We start from the raw sequence: 17854 nt of genomic DNA on the forward strand, positions 1-17854 counted from the left end.
TTAAGGGTCTGAAATAACCGTTGTTTGAGTGGCTTTCTTTCTATTTTGATTTATTTTTATTTTTAATGAAGCAAAGAGTATATAAGCAATAGGAACGATAAATAATGAAAAAATTGTGCCAATGGCCAACCCCGCAATGATTACGGTGCCTAATTGAATACGGCTATTTGCGCCAACACCATTGGAGAAGATTAACGGCACAGCGCCTAATATCATGGTGGCTGTCGTCATTAAAATTGGTCGTAAGCGCATGCTGGCTGCTGTTATGATCGCTGTGGTTATTGATGTATCCTGCTGTTTATTTTGTTGTTTATAAAGTTCATTGGCAAAATGAGTGATTAAAACACCATGTTTGGCGATGAGGCCAATTAAAGTAATGAGGCCAATGGAGGTATAAATATTTAATGAGCCACCAATGAGCTTGAGTGCAGCCAGAGCGCCGATGATACATAAAGGCACGGTTAATAAAATAATCAGTGGGTCAATAAAGCTTTCAAATAGTGCGGCTAAAACCAGATAAATGAAGATTAACCCCAGGCTAAAGATTAAAATTATAGTATGATTACCTGAAAGCATTTCACGGGTATGTTGATCGTATTGCAGACTCATATCTTTAGGTAAAATCTGTTTTGCAACGGCTTCGAGCTGGTTAATGACCTGGCCGTTGGTATAGTTACTTTTAGGGACGACCGACATCGCGCCTGCACGCATAGAGTCGATATGAATATACTGTGGTAAGCTTGTTGTATAATCAATGGTTACTAAGCGACTTAAAGCAATGGGACTGCCTTGATTATTCGTTAGAAAAATATGCTTTAATACATTTAAATCATGCAGGCCATTTTTCGCCAGTTGCAAATACAGTGGGTATTCCACGCCATCAAATTGGTAGCCATGTGAGAATTTGTAGCCACCTAAATACGTACCAATTGCGGTATTGATTGTATCGATAGAAATACCCAGCTCATTGGCTAATTGGCGTTTGACTTTAATATTATATTGCTGATTAGAATAGCGACTATTATTGTTAACTTTTTCGAACATTGGTAGTTCTTTTAGTGCTTTTTCAAATGATTGGCTTGCTGTAACAATTTGATTGTAATTGGCATAGCCGGTGATATAAAAATTGATTTCACCGGGTGAATTGTCATTATTATGACTCATTATATTGATCGGAGAGCTAAAGACTGTAACGTTTTTAAGATGTTTGAACATGGTGGTAATTTTAGTAGCGACTTTGGCATTTTCTACGCTGCGGGTATAAGCGGGCTTAAGCTTAGCAAAATTAAAGCCAAAATTACCTGAACTTCCTGTGCCGCCACCAAATGACATAATTGCTGCAACTTCTGGCATGTTGGCAATTTTGGCAATAATGGGTTTAGCTGCTCGTTCTGTATAAGCAACACTGGCAGAGTCAGGTGCTTGTATGCCAATAAACACATAGCCTGCATATTCTTTTGGAATCATGGTGCTCGGTAAGCTTTTAAAAATGATTGCACCTGCTATTAGGAGAGTAATAAATAGGCTGATCGGTAGCCAACGATGAGAGATAACCCAGCTTAAACTCTGTTTATAATAGTGTGTAAGTGTTAAGAAGGCATGCTCAAGTTTGTCAGTATAGCTGCCTTTTGTATTGGCTTTGAGTAACCGTGCGCACATCATCGGTATGAGTGTGAGGGCGATCACGCCAGAGATTAACGTGGCTCCGGCCAGGGTAAATGCAAATTGTTGAAAATAAACAGCCGTTTTGCCGCTTAAAAATGCGGTTGGAATATAAACGGCAATAATCGATAGGGTCATGCCAATCACCGGAAAGACAATTTGTTGCATGCTTTTTAGTGTTGCTGTCATTGGCTGGTCACCACGTTCAACATAACGGTGGCTATTTTCGAGGACAATGATGGCATCATCGATGACCAGGCCAATGGCAAGTACGAGGGCCAGTAGTGTCATAAGGTTAATGCTAAAGCCAAATAACCACATGATTGCAAAGCTTGCAATCATACAGACAGGAATAGTTACAATTGGAATGATGGCAAAACGCCAGTTCCCTAAGAATAATAAGGTCACCAAGGCGACGAGGATCATAGATTCAAGCAGAGTATAAAAGACTTCACTGACGGCATGCTGAATGAGTTTGGATTGGTTCCAAAGAATATGCAGCTGCATACCTGGAGGCAGTTGGTTTTGTAAATGTTTTAATGCAGTGTGGAGGTGTTTACCAAGGGCAATGGGATTGGCGCCATCGGCTGCCCTGACGCGTACTGCTACACCTTGCATGCCATTATAAAATGTATAGGCACCGGTATAAGAAACATTATCAATACTGAGGGTAGCAACGTCTTTTAAATAAATAAAATGATTGCCTTGGTGTTTGACGATAATCGTTTTAAATTGGTCAATACTCGTTAGCCTTGCATCTAGGTTAATAGAAATCGTTTGATCGCTGTTAGTCACTTGGCCGGCTTGTATCGCGCTATTATTATTCTTAAGGGCAGCAATGACTTCTTCTACACTCACCCCTAAAAGCGCCATGTTATTGGGTGAGAGGTTGATCCGTAGCGCATCAATTGCTGACATCTGTTGTACTTGGCCGACACCTGGCACTTGTTGCAAGCATTTGACAACATGGTTGGCAACATAATCAACGAGTGCGTGCTGTTTCATATTAGGATCAGAGAGGCTGATAAGAAGGGCTTGCTCAGTGTTACTTCCTCGCAAGTCGATTACTGGGGTGTTGGCATTATCGGGAAGGTCTGTGGCATTGACCGCTTGTTGTACCTGGGATTGAGCGGTTAAAAATTGTGCGGGGGTGATATCTTTAAAATTTAGATCGATTTGCGCATAATCTTGATCAGACTCTGAGTGGGTATAAGATAAGTAAGAGACTGCTTGCAAGTTATTTTCCAAGGGAATAATAATATTTTGCTCGATATACTGAGGACTGCTGCCGGGGGCGGTAACGCGAATTGCTATACCGGGTTTAAAGACTTTCGGCTGATCACGTAAAGTTAACTGTAGATAACCGAGTATGCCAAGTAAAATAAAGATCAGGCTGATAACGACAGCAAGTACTGGGCGTTTGATGCAAAGTTCAGGAAGTTTCACGAAAATCGCCTTTTAAGATTTAAATCGTTTGGCTGGCTGTGACCCAAGAGCCTGGATGAATATCATTTAACTTATTAGTGATAATTTGGTCGCCTGGCTTTAAGCCATGGTTGACGATGACCCAGGTGCTATAACGGTTGCCTGTTTCAATGGGAACAGCTTTGGCCTTATGGTGGTCTATTGTATAGACACTAAAGCCATTGAAGGTAGGGACTAAGCTTAACCCTGGGACGACAAGTGCTTTGTGGTCTTCTTGTAGGGTTTGTGTCAGTAAAACCGTCATGCCAGGTTTTAGTATCATCGTATTGTTTAGGGTATTTATCCTAGCATGGGCAAGGTAGGCATGGCTATTGGTAATTAGGGTAGGTGAGATATAGCTTACTGTACCTGTTGTTACTGGTGGTTTATCTGTTTTTTCTGCCCAAGTGTGTTGAACGGTAGTGATATGAACCTGTTGATTGATGGCCATTTGAGCGCTATATTCTTGTGGCAACTGATATTGAACGAGCAAAGCCTTCGAGTCAGTGAGCATAACGATACTGTCCCCTGCGGCTAAATAACTGCCCAGAGTGACTTGGCTGCTTTGATTAAATGGGCTCTCTGATACGCTGGTACTCTTATTAATGGGCTCTAGTGCACCAATTTGTCCGGCAAAGGGGGCGCGGACTGTGGTCTCGGCGAGGCTTTCTTTTGCGCTGGCGACCGCTGCTTGAGCTGCTCTTACCGCCCCTAATTTTTGATCGAGGGTATTGGCTGAAATGCTCATGTGGTTTTTTTGAGCCATTTGTAAATTACGTTGGTAATCTGCCTTCAGGCTAAACAGGTCGGCTTTGGCTTTGGCAAGCGCGGCTTGTTGTTTGTGATTATCGATTTGCAGTAGGCGTTGGCCTTTATTGACTTGTTCACCACTTTGAAAATAGATATGTGTGACTAAACCGGCTTGCTGGGCTTTTAGCATGACTGTTTTAGGCGAAATGATTGTGCCTATGGTGCTAAATTGCATGGGAATAACACGTTCTTTAACTGTTTCTAAGGTAACGGATACTGCTTTAGGCGAGTTAACAGTGGGGTTGGCTGGAGTATTTAATACGTAATAAGTGATAAGCGCAGTAACTACAGTAACTATAAGTATAATACTGCTGCTGATCCAAATTGATGTCCTTTTTGCTATTTTCATTCTCATCGATGTCTAACTGAAGCTAGAGCGTTATCCCTGTGTTTTTTTGTTAATTTGTCAAAGCGGTGCTTGATTATAGAACAGACTGTTATTTTAAAGTCCAATTGCCTTATAAAAATACCTTTTAAATTATAAGTACCCTACTTTAAGCTATTATTAAATGCTTGTAAATAGGTGACTTTGTTTATTATATGTTGATAAATATTCAATAAATAAAGTCGTTATGTTGTTGCTCTTGAGTGCAGTAGAGTGATGGTAGAAAGCTAAAGCTATTGTGCCAATTGCATGTACTATGAGGTTTTTAAGTGTTTTACCATTATTATAACGGGCTTGGGTGGTTAATTAGGTGATTAATGATTTTTTACTTAGCTGTGCTTTGGTCTGGCGATAGAGCAGAACTAATACTGCATTTACTGCATTAATACTGTTTTAGTTAAGTTATCGGTATTTTATAATTTTATCCTGATTTCTATAGCTATATCCTGGGATAGTTAATTGTAGTATCATAAGCAGAAGTTAACTTAAATTATCTATTGTTAACGGTAAAGTGCATTTATTAATATATAATCATTGATTAAACATCAAAAACAATTATTTGATTTTTAGTATTTTTTTGTTATGTACCTATTGTGGAATTAGTGTAGCTTAAGGGTGGTTTAACGTTAGCCCTTGACAATAGGGTAGATTTTGGATGGCGTGATCGGCTTTTTCTTGTTTCTGGTGTGTAGTCAACAATCTCGCTATAATGCTTTGAATTAAGTATGAATAACAAGCAGGAGAGCTCAGTGAGCAGGGTAATTGTTAGTAAATTTAGAAATAATTTTAAAAAATGTAGTCAATTCGTGGCGATGCTGTCAGGTTTATTGTTATTAACTATGCATACAAGCTTTGCAACCACCACTGATGGCTCACCGATGCCCTGGGAAGGTCCTTTGCAAAAAATACTCGCATCGATTCAGGGACCGGTGGCAAAAATTTTAGGTGTAATTGTTATTATCATTGCAGGACTTGGAATTGCCTTTGGTGAGTCTGGTGGCGGTATGCGCAAGATTTTTCAAATTGTTTTTGGTCTATCGATTGCCTTTACAGCAACGAGCGTGGTGACGAGTTTGTTTGGTGTGACCGGTGGTAGTGTATTTTAAATGTCTGTTTTAGGATTTTCAGTCACTATTCATAAGTCATTGACGCAGCCTTTGTTATTGTTGGGTGTGCCGCGGGAAATTGCGATTATTAATTTAACCCTTGGCTGTGCGATTGGCCTTGGCTTGCAGACTTTGTATGCATTACCCGCAAATATATTGATCCATGTTGTTGCTGTGGTATTAACGAAAAAAGATCCTTATTTTTTCCAGGTGATCCTACGCAGTATTCGTAAGAAGAGTTATTACCGAGTGTAGGGAAGAATGTGCTGTCATGTTTAATATTGCAGAGTATCGCAAAAAACCAGATCGTATTACTGACTTATTGCCATGGGCAGCACTGATTGCTCCAGGTGTCGTTTTAAATAAGGATGGTTCGTATCAACGAACCCTGCGCTTTCGCGGTCCAGACCTAGAGTCCTCAACGGATGCGGAGCTTGTTGCCACTACTGCGCGCTTAAATAATGCCTTAAAGCGGTTAGGGTCAGGGTGGGCGTTGTATATTGAGGCCAGACGTAGTCAAGCCCAGCGTTACAGTGAAGAAAGCCGTTTTGAGGATCCCGTGAGCTGGTTGGTTGATTTAGAACGTCATGAGTTGTTTAAGCGTGGCGGTGAGAATTTTGAAAGCCACTATTATTTAACCTTGCAGTTTATGCCGCCGAGTGAAGCGGTTGGTAAGCTCTCTGAGGCGATGATTAAACGAGAAAGTGACGGTCAAACGGTAAAAAATAAAAAGCTCAGTCAAAAAAAGCAGGTCAAGCAAAAAGCCGCACAGGCAGAAAAACTCGATAGTTATCAATCACAACTGAGTTTTTTTAATGTTTCTTGTGAGCGTTTATTCGATATTATAAAAGATTTTATGTTTGATGCTGAATTTTTAGATGATGATCAAACACTGACTTATTTGCATCAATGTATTTCGGAGAAAGAGCATCCGGTTAAAAAGCCACAGATTCCTGTTTATCTTGATGCGATCTTAGCGGATACGCCCTTACTGGCAGGCTTAGAGCCACAGTTGGGGCAGTCGCATTTACGTACGGTCTCTATTTTAGGGTTCCCATCAACTTCAGCACCGGCTTTATTAGACCAGCTTAATCATTTGCCTATTGAATATCGCTGGGTGACGCGCTTTTTGCCGCTGGATAAAACCGAGGCTGAAAAAGAGCTTAAAGCGTACCGCAAGCGTTGGTTTGCTAAGCGTAAAGGCTTAGGCACCATGTTGATGGAAATGATGACGAAAAGTGAAAGCGCCATGGTTGATCAGGCGTCAGTGAATAAGTCTCGTGATGCTGATCAGGCGATTCAAGAGCTCGAGGATGATCATGTTGCTTTTGGTTATTACACAGCAACGATTACGGTCTGGGATAAAGACCCGCAAGTGGTTACGCAGAAAATCCGCGAGGTTGAACGCGTTGTTAATGGCCTTGGTTTTACCACGATTTTAGAGACCTTAAATGCCGTTGAAGCATGGTTATCATCATTGCCAGGACATGCGAATGCGAATATTCGTGCACCGTTGATGCATACCTTAAATTTGGCTCATTTAATTCCATTTTCAGCGATTTGGGCGGGGCCTGAGCGTAATCAGCATTTGAATGGCCCACCGTTATTACATGCGCGCACGCGTGGCAATACGCCGTTTCGTCTCGTCAATCATATCGGTGATGTCGGCCATCAGATGGTACTTGGGCCCACTGGGGCAGGAAAGTCTGTGCTATTGAATTTGATGGCCTTGCAGTTTCGTCGCTATCAAGATGCACAGGTGTTTATTTTTGATAAGGGCGGCAGCTTTCTCGCCTCGACGCTGGGTGTGGGTGGCCATTATTATGAAGTGGGCCAACCAGAGAATAAAGATTTAGTCTTTCAGCCCTTAGCTCATGTGGATAAAGAAGCTGAGCGTATTTGGGCGACTGAGTGGCTGCTTGGTTTATTGCAGCATGAGAAAATTGAAGTCACACCCCATGTCAAAGATATGCTGTGGCAAGCGATGACCGGGCTTGCAGCCGTGCCTGAGAATCAGCGCACCTTAACGGGTTTAAAGGCTTTGTTACAAGATCATCAATTGCGCCAGGCCTTAGATCATTATACTTTAGGTGGCCCTTATGGTGATATTTTAGATGCGGATCATGAGTTATTTACCACCGGTGCTTGGCAGTGTTTTGATTTAGAAGCGCTGATGGAAACACCGGCGATTATTCCGCCCGTGCTTGATTATATTTTCCATGTTTTGCAGCAACGCTTTACCGGGGTGCCGTCACTGTTGATTCTGGATGAAGCCTGGTTGTTTTTAGACCACCCGATTTTTGCCGCTAAGATTCGTGAATGGCTCAAAACGTTGCGTAAGCTCAATGTGTCGGTGATTTTTACGACACAATCGGTGGATGATATTTTAGAGTCAGAGATTACTAATAGTTTATTAGAATCATGTCCGTCGCGTATTTTTTTGCCGAATAATCGTGCGTTAGAACCGAGTGTTTATAGTGCCTATGAGCAATTGGGTTTAAATACACGGCAAATTCAAATGCTGTCTTCTGCAATGCCGAAGCGTCAGTATTACTATGAGTCAACGCAGGGCAACTGTATGTTTGATTTAAGTCTTGGGCCGATTGCTTTAGCATTTGCTGGCGTGAGTCGACCTGAAGATAAACAAAAAATTCACGCTCTATATCGGCGTTATGAATATCGTGAGTTTATTGAGCACTATTTACGCGAATGTCATTTAGATTGGGCGATTAGCTTATTAGAACAATGGAGCCCTTTATGAGTAAAGTACAAAAAGAACAGTCGGATTACCGTTTTGATGAGGCGGTAACGCCCTATCAAAAGGCGGCCCAAGAGTGGGATCGACGTATTGGCAGCTCACGTGCGCAAGCCAGTAGTTGGCGCTTGATTGCCTTCGCTTGCATAGTCGCTTGTATTTTGTTGTTAATTGGCATGATGATGTTGATTCAGCAAAAGAAAAATGTTGTTTATGTCGCTGAAGTGGGTTCATCGGGGCAGGTGATTAATGTGGTGAAAACCAATCAGCCCTATCGGCCGACGGATGCACAGTACCAATATTTTATTGCCAAATTTATTCGTCATGCGATGAGTTTGCCATTGGATCCGGTGATTTTAAAAAATAATTTATTAGAGGCGTATCAGTTAACGGCCAGTAAAGGGCGTTTGCAATTTAATGAGTTAATGAAAAAGTTACAGCCGACGCGCCACATTGGTCAGCTCACCCAAACTGTGGATGTGCAGATGGTGGAGCAAATTACACCCAATAGCTATTCGGCAACTTGGCGTCAGACTTCCTATGATCAAAACGGTAAAGTGACACAAGTAAAACGTTATCATGGTGTGTTTACGGTCAGTCAAACGATGCCAGCAACTGAGCATGAAATATTAGTTAATCCACTTGGCATTTATATTCAATACTTCACTTTGGCGGAGAAAAATTAATGAAACTAAAGGTACTTAAAGTTATCAGCCCTATCGTATTATTACCTTTAGCATTAGCGAGTTGTGCGTCGATGGGAAGTGATCAAGAGACTGAGACAAGTAATAATAATGCGCCGGTGCATTTTCAGCCTGCGGTTGATCAAAACCTCGTTAAAACTAAAGTCGTCACTCAATATGTAGCGGTGCCAGTACCTGGTCAGTTAAAGTATTTAAAAGATCAGGGTAAAAATTTAAAAAACGTTGCTAATAAAACCTTTAAAAATAAAGAAGATGCGATTCAATATGCCAATAAAGCAGCGTTGCGCTATCCAAATAGCCGTGATTTCGTCAATAGCATTATGAATTATCAGTTTATGGATGGTGCCTCGTATGCGGTGTATGCGTCACCGGGTCAGATGACAGATATTGAGTTTCAGTCGGGTGAAAAGTTGATCTCACAAGCGGCAGGGGATACTTTACGCTGGCAAATTGGTAAAACTGTAAGTGGTTCAGGTGCCTATCAGCGTGAGCACCTATTGATCAAGCCCAATCAAACGGGTTTAAAAACGACGATGGTGGTGATGACAGATCAGCGGGTGTATCATATTCAATTGATTTCTACGCCAGATGCCTATATGCAAGCGGTTAAATGGCAATATCCGAACGAAAATGTCGTGACGTATCAATCTGAAGATAATAGTGTTACCGGCGATACGCGTTTATCAACGGCAGGGGCCAGTGGGCTGGATGTGAATATTGCCTCTATGTATTCGCATTATACGACGCAATCATTGCAAGGGGATACGCGTAATTTTACGCCGGTATTGGTTTTTGATGATGGTGTGAAAACCTATATTAAATTTAATAAAACAACACTCAATCGCCAGATGCCATTGGTAGAAGTAGATACCGGCGATAAAACCTATGTCAGCTCAGTGAATTATCATGTCAAAGGTCAGTACATTATTATTGAAGGTGTTTATCATAAAATTCGTTTACAGTTAGGAACCAAATTAGCTGATAATTTAGCCTTAATTCAAATTAATCGCAAAGAGAAAGCATGATGGGTGGACGCTGCCGCCAGGTCATTTTAAAAAAGAGCATCTGTCTGGGATTAGCTGCTAGTTTAATTGTGCCTAGTTTTTTTGCGGCGACACCGGCTCAAGATCATGCTGGGAATAATAGTGTCCTGGATAAAGAAGCCAGCCAGAGTATTAATCACTTGCCGAGCTATCATCAGGCTAAAGAGATTAACCACTTACTTGATCGTAACCAAGATCCTAAATATGTTGAGCAGGTCCCCGTGGAGATTCGCCAGGAGCTACAAGCGTTGCGGGCCTCACAACAGCAGTTGATGGAACAGCTAAGTCGTTTAAAAAATCGTCCAAACCGCGCAGCACAGCAATATCGGCCAATGACCCAAATGGATCAAGAAGCTGCCTCTAGTGCAATATTTTTTGCTGGTGGCGCGCCGAGGTTACAACAACAAAGCTTTACCCACCCCAGTCGACAGTCATCAAAAGCGAGTACTGCAAGCCAAAATGCTCAGCAAAGCAACAAGAATGAGAAGTTGTCGCAACCACAAAAGCAAATTAATTTTCTAGACCAAGATGCAAAGGACGACACACAAAGCAAGCATGTAATGAAAGATCTAGAATCACCTTATATGATTATGCAAGGGACTTATATTCCGGCGATATTGCAAACGGCAATTAACTCGGATGTGCCCGGGCTGATTCGAGCGCGGGTGACACGCAATGTCTATGATAGTGCGTCCGGTCGTTATTTACTGGTGCCTCAAGGGACAACGCTGGTTGGTATTTATAATTCAGATGTGAAATACGGCGATGAGCGCGCCCAGATTAAATTTACGCGGATGATTCGCCCAGATGGCTCTTCAATTATTCTATCAGCGCCACCGGGGATGAATGATATTGGTGAGTCGGGTATTGCCGGTGATGTCGATAATCATTGGGGAGCGGTGATTGGTGCGGGTATTTTGGGTGTACTCTTTAATATTCCGGCGATTTTGGCAGAAAATAGCGCGAATGCGAGCAGTGGCCAAATTTGCTATAGCAGTGATAGTACGCCGTATGTGTGTGGCAGCTCTACCTCTTCGAGCGTTTCAACATCGGCGGCACAATCTTTAGGTCAGACCTCTTCGCAAATTGGTGGCAAAATCGCTGATCGCAGTTTAAATCTAAAGCCAACGATTCGCTTACCCATAGGCACCCTATTTAGCGTGTTCACACGTAAGGATATGACGATTCCGCCCTATCGCGGAGGAGCTTAGGGTGGTGTTGTGCAAAGTGGTATGGCGTATAACGCTGATAATCAGCTGCCTCACCTTGAGTGGCTTTAATAGTGTCTGGGCCAGCTTAAGTGATCCTACGGATGATTCCTCAGCAACAACGACGACACAGACGACGTCGACAGACCAAAATCAGCAGAAAAACAATCAAGAACGAACTAAGCTGACGCAAAAGGTAATTAAGGCACTGACAAAAACTGATTATAAAAAATGGAGCAGTCAACAAAATTTTAATGGTGAGGTGGATCAAGAAGAGGGCAAGCTGTTTGCTAGCGATGATTATGATAGCGTTGGGGATAATGAATGAATTTAAGCCCGGCGATTGTCGATACCCTGCAAAACCAATTTATTGAAAAACTTAATCATGCGATTCATATTATCGGTACGACGGCGTCACAGCTATTATTTTATTTTATTGTTTTTGAAGTTATTTTCTTTGGTTTAAGCTGGGCGATTAAGCAAGATGAGGCGCTTGGTAATGCGCTGATTAAAGTACTTAAAATCGGCTTTATTGCGGCGATTCTCTATTGGTATACGCCAATTTTAAATTATTTAATGCAATTTGTACTGTATTTAGGTAATCATGCGGTCAATGATAAAAACGTCTTTAAGTTATTTACCAAACCGATGCTGGTATTTAAATATGGTTATGATGCGAATATTAGCCTGATGAAAGTTGCTATGGAGTATGGCACGATTAATTCAGCGGCCAGTACCCTGTATTTAATTTTAGGATTGGGTGGCTTATTGATGTTGTCATTGATTGCTGTGCAGTTAATTTTTGTTAATGTTGGCTTTTATGTGACGGCGGCGATTTCATTGTTATTAATTCCTTTAAGCGTATTTAGGCCAGCGGGTAATTTATTAAGTCGAGCAATCGAGCAGCTTATCTCTGCGGTGATTCGTATTTTAGTGCTCATGTTTGTGCTGGGGACGGCAATTAGTGTTTGGACGACAATTGGCCAACAAACCTTTTCGCAAGACACTGATTTTACGATTCCGTTGGGATTTTTCTTAATAACATTTGTATTGACAATTTTAGCGTGGCGCTTACCGGAACTTGCTGTCCGTGCGATCGGCAAAGTTAGTAGCAGTTTATTCCATGGTGATACGACGCAAGTGAGCATTGCCAGTCCTCAACCTCTATCAGCTGGTGTACCTGCGGTCACAGCAGCACCAGGGCAAGCGGCTGTTGGCGTCTCAGGGCCCAATGCGGTAGCAGCAGCGACGGATATGCATCATAGTGGCAATAACGGGCCGTCAAGTATGCAGGCGGCGACTGCTATGACTTCAGGCCAAAATCATGGGCCGAATATTGCCGTTTCAACACAAACGCAAGTGTCTGGTATGAATGCCGGCCAATTTACGCAAGCAATGAAATCATCACTATCGAATGCAAATACCAATGTCAACGCACGGATGTCGCAAGAATCCTTCAAGGACTTAAAGCAATCATTACAGGATGTAATAGCAAAAAATAATAAATATCATGGGCCGAAATAGCCTTAAGTATTGGTTATATGCTGGCCCGTTATTCGCCTTGCTCATTCTGACTATTATTGTAGTTAGTTTAAAAAACGCCGGTTATGGTCTGGTCCATCAAGTCACAGCGAGCATGCCGATTGGCTGGTACTGGGCCTCACCATGTACGCTACCCTTAACGCATGGCGAGCGTGTATTATTTTCTCCACCACAGCCACTTAAAGACTATTTAGTTCAGCATCATTGGTTAGGCCAGGATATGAGTATGATGAAACAAGTGTATGGTGTGCCGGGGGATTTTATTTGTCGGCATGCGAACTGGTTGTTTATTAACGGCGAGAAAACTGCCTATATTCAGCAAGAATATGCACCAGGTCAACTATTGCCGCAGTGGCAAGTTTGTAAAATAATTCCTAAAAATCATTATTTACTCTTGGCCTTGCGTGTGCCAAATTCGTTTGATGGTCGTTATTTTGGCTTAATAGAGCAACAGCAAATTTTTGCAAAGGTGAAACAGTTATGATGAAGGATACTCATGCGCAACGGCGTTATTATGAGATGTTAAATACTGCATTCGGTGAGGAAATTTGTGCCTTATTGAATGATGATAGTGTGATTGAAATTATGCTCAACCCAGATGGTTCGGTGCATGTGGAGCGTATTGGTGGGGTTAAAATACGTTTAGAGACATTGGTTGATGCGCAGCGTGGGATTAATATTATTAAGCTGGTTGCCTCTTGCAGTAATAATGTTGCAGATCGTGAAAACCCGGAAGTGGCAACGGAGCTGCCGGTTACGCATGCGCGCTTTCAAGGCTGGTTGCCTCCCGTGGTCGATGGGCCGACTTTTGCGATTCGCAAGCAAACCCAGCAAAAATTAACCTTAGAAGATTATCAGGGCAAAGGGTTATTAACCGCTGGGCAGCGTGAATATTTACTGCAAGCACTCGAAGATCGTAAGAATATTTTAATCGCTGGTGGGACAAGTTCAGGAAAAACGACCTTTGCGAATGCCATCTTACGCGAACTTAATCAAAGCCATGATCGAATTTTAGTGCTTGAAGATTTACCAGAGCTGCAAACACAGGCGACCGATGTCGTATTTATGCGCACCTCTGAGCAGGTGGATATGCGGATGTTGGTCAAAGGTTCTTTACGGATGCGCCCAGATCGGATTGTCATCGGTGAGGTGCGTGATGGTGCGGCATTGGATTTATTAAAAGCTTGGAATACCGGTCACCCTGGTGGTTTATGCACTTTACATGCGAATAGTGCAGAAGATGCGCCGTATCGTTTGGAAGATTTACTCCAGGAAGTTGTTCCTGTGGTGCCGCATAATTTAATCGTCAGGACGTTGGATGTCATCGTGCATCTTGCACGCGACAGCCAAGGGCTGCGGCGAGTGCGCCAAATTGCTCATCTTCGTGACTATCAACACGGGCGTTATATTGTCGAGTTTGTTGATTAGGATGATTGCTTTGTTATTTTTCTAGCGGTATTTTAACTTTAACGCCATACAGTGGGTATTACTAACGGGTTTTGTTATAATCGGCCTTTGCTGCAATTTATTCGTTGAGGATGTTCTCTATGACCATGAGTGTAAAAGCTATTTTAGCAGGGGCGGCTAAAGTCGGTGATCGTGTCACTGTCAAAGGCTGGGTGCGAACAAAGCGTGATTCTAAGGCTGGTATCTCGTTTGTTGCCATTAATGATGGTTCGTGTTTTGACTCGGTTCAGGTGATTGCTGCAAACAGCTTAACAAATTATGAGAGTGAAATTGCTAAATTAACGAAAGATTGTGCCGTTATTGCAAGTGGTGAGTTGGTTGAATCGCCCGGGCAAGGTCAATCTTTTGAGGTACAAGCGACGGATATTCAGGTGGTTGGCTGGGTTGAAAAGCCGGAGTCTTACCCGGTCTCGCCGAAGCGTCACACAGTAGAATATTTACGTGAAGTTGCGCACTTGAGGCCACGGACGAATCTATTTGCTGCGGTGACCCGGGTACGCAATTGCATTTCTCAGGCGATTCATCGTTTTTTAAGTCAAGAAGGCTTTGCTTGGGTGCATACACCACTCATTACCGCGAGTGATTGTGAGGGCGCCGGCGAGATGTTTCGTGTTAGCACCTTGGATATGCTGAATTTGCCGCGTACAGATAAAGGCGCTATTGACTATTCTCAGGACTTTTTTGGTCAAGAGTCATTTTTAACGGTTTCAGGTCAGCTCAATGTCGAAGCGTATTGTTTGGCAATGTCCAAAGTCTATACCTTTGGACCGACATTTCGTGCTGAAAATTCGAATACCAGTCGTCATTTGGCTGAGTTTTGGATGATCGAACCTGAGATTGCCTTTGCTGATTTAAATGACAATGCAGCACTAGCCGAGCGGATGTTAAAGTTTGTCAGCACCACATTATTAGAGCAGTGTGCTGATGATATGGCTTTTTTTGCGGCACGAGTCGATAAACAAGCGCTTACACGCTTAGAGACGATTAGCCAGTCCAACTTTGAAATCATGGACTATACCACAGCCATCGAACAATTATTAAAAGCCGATAAGAGCTTTGAATTTCCAGTTGCTTGGGGTGTTGATTTGGCTTCTGAGCATGAGCGTTATTTATGTGAAGAACTCGTTGGTAAACCGGTAACGGTGATGAATTATCCAAAAGATATTAAGAGCTTTTATATGCGCTTAAATGAAGATGGCAGAACCGTCGCGGCCATGGATGTATTAGCGCCTGGTGTCGGTGAGATCATCGGTGGCAGTCAGCGCGAAGAGCGCTTAGATGTACTCAAAGCACGCATGCAAGAAATTGGTGTCAGTGAACAGCACCTTGATTGGTATCTTGATTTACGTCGTTATGGTACTGTACCGCATGCAGGGTTTGGCTTAGGTTTAGAGCGTTTAGTCAGTTATGTCACCGGCGTTGCTAATGTGCGTGATGTTATTCCATTTCCGCGCACACCTGGTAATATTCCATTTTAATTAAATTAAATTTAAATAAATAATTTTATAACTTTAATATTATTTAATAATAAAAAGGTTGTTTATACAGCCTTTTTACTTGTGATTTAGAATCAATTGATAGGGATCGTTATCGTTGTGACGCGCTTTTTCTTATTTTCGTTATTGCTTGCCATTTTTACGATGAGTGCAAGTATAGCGCTCAACGAATAGTTTCTGACGCTGCGAGCCATGGAGAGGTAGCGACGCTTACGTTATTCAGGCGTTAAAATCTCATAAAATTCGATTTCTAATCGATGCCAAACCTGCAATTGCACATAATAAAGTGATAATTGTTGATGATAATATGGTTATTACTGGCAGTTTTAATTTTACTTACTCTGCACAAAAACGTAATGCTGAAAATGTTTTAATCATAAAAGATAAGAAATTAGCTGGTTTATATATTAAAAATTATAATAAACGACAAGGTGTTTCTTATTTGGCTGAGAATTATTGCCGTTATCACCATTGTGGTAAATAAATTTTATTTTTAATTTTTTTTCATTATTACTTAATTAAAATGTTACCTGCTTTTGTTTTGATAATTTTAAATAGCACAATATTTAAAACAGGTAATCTTGTTTATAATTGGTTCTGTGTTGCAGAGTTTGGCTATAGCCAAACTCTGATACTTTTAATTATATTTTGTGGTCCCTAAGCTTATCACGGCCCAGGAGGGGCACTAGGGGCACTAGAAGTCGCTCCTGGAGCTTGTGGTGTGTGTCCTTCCATGTGTCCTTCCATTTGTTCATGATCATGCAGCAATGTTGCAGTTGCTGCTACTCCTGATGGTGTTGGTGCTCCCGGTTGCGGTGGTGAAAAAGCAAGAGGTGCTTCTGCTTGTGGGTATGAGGGTGCAGAAGCAAGAGGAGGGGTAAGGTTGAATCTTTTCTCTAACGTTGCTATCACATCGTTATAGAGATCGGTTGTTGTACTGTCTCGTTCGCCGCCGCGAGGGCCCTTACCCCCAGCTTCTTTAGTTTCCCAAGTTTGTGTCTTCTTATTGAGTTTTTGCATGGGTTGTATTAAACGCTGTCTAATCTCATCACCTAGGTACATGTGGTCTGGATTTATTAGTATATGGTCTCTCATGGATCGTGCTTTCCCATATACCTTTGCGAGGCTACTTGACAGTGTTATTTTTTCACCATGTTGATCAGTAATTGTTGTACCACCTCCATGAAGCTCTAATGCTTGGGCGGCTGTTTCTATACGCTGTAAAAGAGCATTAAGATGTTGCAGCTGAGGGTTGTTAACCTGAGGAGAGGCACTCGCATTTGCAGTTGGACTGTAAGCGGGCTGTTGTTGATAAGTAGGTTGGTGTTGAGCAGTAGGTGCAGGTTGCTGACTAATCGCAAGATTAGGTACGGCAGCGTCGTCATGACCTTGAGCCAGAGCCTGAAATAGTAGTGTGGTAAACGCCTGTGAGAGATCAACATCAGCACTAGGCTCAGGTGAGACTGGTCTTCCTATTCGCTTGTGTACCTGACTAGGATAAAACTGTGCTATTTCGATACCACCACTTTCGTTATGAAATTCAGGAGTTGAAAGTTGTGGGTGTGATCGCTCTATATGCAGTGTACTGCCATTTGCTAAAGTATCTATCCAGGGGAAATATTCATCGTCTTGCCTGTTATCTAATTTTCTTAGTGCTGCAAGAAAGCTATTGCGAGCTCGAGTACCTCCAAAGTTGATACCAAGATATTGACCACCTGGTGCCTGATAGGTTGGAAAACGTAGAATATATGGCCTAGTTTCACTTCGTTTTGGCACTTCCCCATCTTGATTATATTGAAAAGCTGGACCTTTTCTATATTCTCTAGGAACCTGACCGTTATGAAATGAATGCATAAATTGCTCAGCAATATGCTCATTTCCCTGTCCAAAGTCTAGTTGAAGCTGATTGTCTCTCATACGCATACGTACAGTAATTTTACCTGGCATTTAATTCTCCTAAATATTGCAATGGTTATTATTTGATTCGAAGGCAGGTTGGCTAATAAAGCGAATTGTTAGCTAAAGTAGTCATGTATAGCCTTCATGTAATATATAATTGTTGTTATTATTTATAACTTTAAATGCTATTTTTTATAATGGAGTAAATAACTATGATATCTATGATCAATAAGTTGAAATTGTAAATTTTTATAAGAAGCGTAAATAGAGCTCACTTAGGGAGTATTACGTTACTCACCTTACGCACAGGCCA

At 42.0% G+C, this 17854-nt stretch carries 14 protein-coding genes and 1 pseudogene; 12 read left to right on the plus strand and 3 right to left on the minus strand.

All coding sequences use genetic code 11. From position 1 onward, the window contains the following. Complete coding sequence (locus C200_RS10895) at positions 1 to 3108, minus strand: efflux RND transporter permease subunit (RefSeq protein ID WP_016209727.1); 3108 nt, start codon at positions 3106 to 3108, stop codon at positions 1 to 3. A gap of 19 nt (positions 3109 to 3127) precedes the next feature. Continuing rightward, entirely contained in the window at positions 3128 to 4285 is a 1158-nt protein-coding gene (locus tag C200_RS10900; RefSeq protein WP_032126705.1) for an efflux RND transporter periplasmic adaptor subunit, read from the minus strand. 785 nt (positions 4286 to 5070) lie between these two features. On the opposite strand from C200_RS10900, the gene C200_RS10905 reads away from it, so the two are divergent. The 12 genes and pseudogenes from C200_RS10905 to C200_RS10960 all read left to right on the plus strand — a co-directional run bounded on the left by C200_RS10905 (position 5071) and on the right by C200_RS10960 (position 16126). Beyond that, entirely contained in the window at positions 5071 to 5427 is a 357-nt protein-coding gene (locus C200_RS10905; protein WP_016209715.1) for a TrbC/VirB2 family protein, read from the plus strand. Next, the gene (locus tag C200_RS10910) at positions 5428 to 5682 is read left to right on the plus strand and encodes a VirB3 family type IV secretion system protein (protein WP_017377396.1); all 255 of its coding nucleotides are present in this window, start codon (positions 5428 to 5430) and stop codon (positions 5680 to 5682) included. A gap of 16 nt (positions 5683 to 5698) precedes the next feature. Then, positions 5699 to 8188, plus strand: coding sequence for a conjugal transfer protein TrbE (trbE, locus tag C200_RS10915; RefSeq protein WP_016209720.1), 2490 nt, complete (start codon positions 5699 to 5701; stop codon positions 8186 to 8188). After that, on the plus strand, positions 8185 to 8868 hold the full coding sequence (trbF, locus tag C200_RS10920; RefSeq protein WP_129556606.1) for a conjugal transfer protein TrbF: 684 nt from the start codon (positions 8185 to 8187) through the stop codon (positions 8866 to 8868). Before trbE ends, trbF begins: the two co-directional genes overlap by 4 nt. Then, complete coding sequence (locus tag C200_RS10925; RefSeq protein WP_016209722.1) at positions 8868 to 9911, plus strand: TrbG/VirB9 family P-type conjugative transfer protein; 1044 nt, start codon at positions 8868 to 8870, stop codon at positions 9909 to 9911. The genes trbF and C200_RS10925 overlap by 1 nt, the downstream gene beginning before the upstream one ends. After that, complete coding sequence (locus C200_RS10930; protein WP_230383333.1) at positions 9908 to 11140, plus strand: TrbI/VirB10 family protein; 1233 nt, start codon at positions 9908 to 9910, stop codon at positions 11138 to 11140. Before C200_RS10925 ends, C200_RS10930 begins: the two co-directional genes overlap by 4 nt. Positions 11141 to 11156: 16 nt before the next feature. Then, positions 11157 to 11465, plus strand: coding sequence for a hypothetical protein (locus C200_RS10935; protein ID WP_230383332.1), 309 nt, complete (start codon positions 11157 to 11159; stop codon positions 11463 to 11465). Then, positions 11462 to 12193 (plus strand): annotated as a pseudogene (locus tag C200_RS16760) (type IV secretion system protein); the annotation flags it as partial. The gene C200_RS10935 and the pseudogene C200_RS16760, both read left to right, overlap by 4 nt. Before the next feature lie 454 nt (positions 12194 to 12647). Continuing rightward, complete coding sequence (locus C200_RS10945; RefSeq protein WP_032126703.1) at positions 12648 to 13163, plus strand: S26 family signal peptidase; 516 nt, start codon at positions 12648 to 12650, stop codon at positions 13161 to 13163. Beyond that, positions 13160 to 14107, plus strand: a complete 948-nt coding sequence (gene trbB, locus C200_RS10950; protein WP_051307313.1) for a P-type conjugative transfer ATPase TrbB — start codon at positions 13160 to 13162, stop codon at positions 14105 to 14107. The genes C200_RS10945 and trbB overlap by 4 nt, the downstream gene beginning before the upstream one ends. Before the next feature lie 119 nt (positions 14108 to 14226). After that, complete coding sequence (asnS, locus tag C200_RS10955) at positions 14227 to 15624, plus strand: asparagine--tRNA ligase (RefSeq protein ID WP_016209721.1); 1398 nt, start codon at positions 14227 to 14229, stop codon at positions 15622 to 15624. Positions 15625 to 15859: 235 nt separating this feature from the next. Further along, on the plus strand, positions 15860 to 16126 hold the full coding sequence (locus tag C200_RS10960; protein WP_080750128.1) for a phospholipase D-like domain-containing protein: 267 nt from the start codon (positions 15860 to 15862) through the stop codon (positions 16124 to 16126). A 182-nt stretch (positions 16127 to 16308) separates the two neighbouring features. Here the strand turns inward: C200_RS10960 and C200_RS10965 are convergent, their stop codons facing one another. Then, positions 16309 to 17589 (minus strand): hypothetical protein, encoded by a 1281-nt coding sequence (locus tag C200_RS10965; protein WP_016212096.1) that lies wholly within the window; start codon positions 17587 to 17589, stop codon positions 16309 to 16311. Between the last annotated feature and the right edge of the window lie 265 nt (positions 17590 to 17854).

The organism is Piscirickettsia salmonis LF-89 = ATCC VR-1361, assembly GCF_000297215.2.
GTDB lineage: Bacteria > Pseudomonadota > Gammaproteobacteria > Piscirickettsiales > Piscirickettsiaceae > Piscirickettsia > Piscirickettsia salmonis.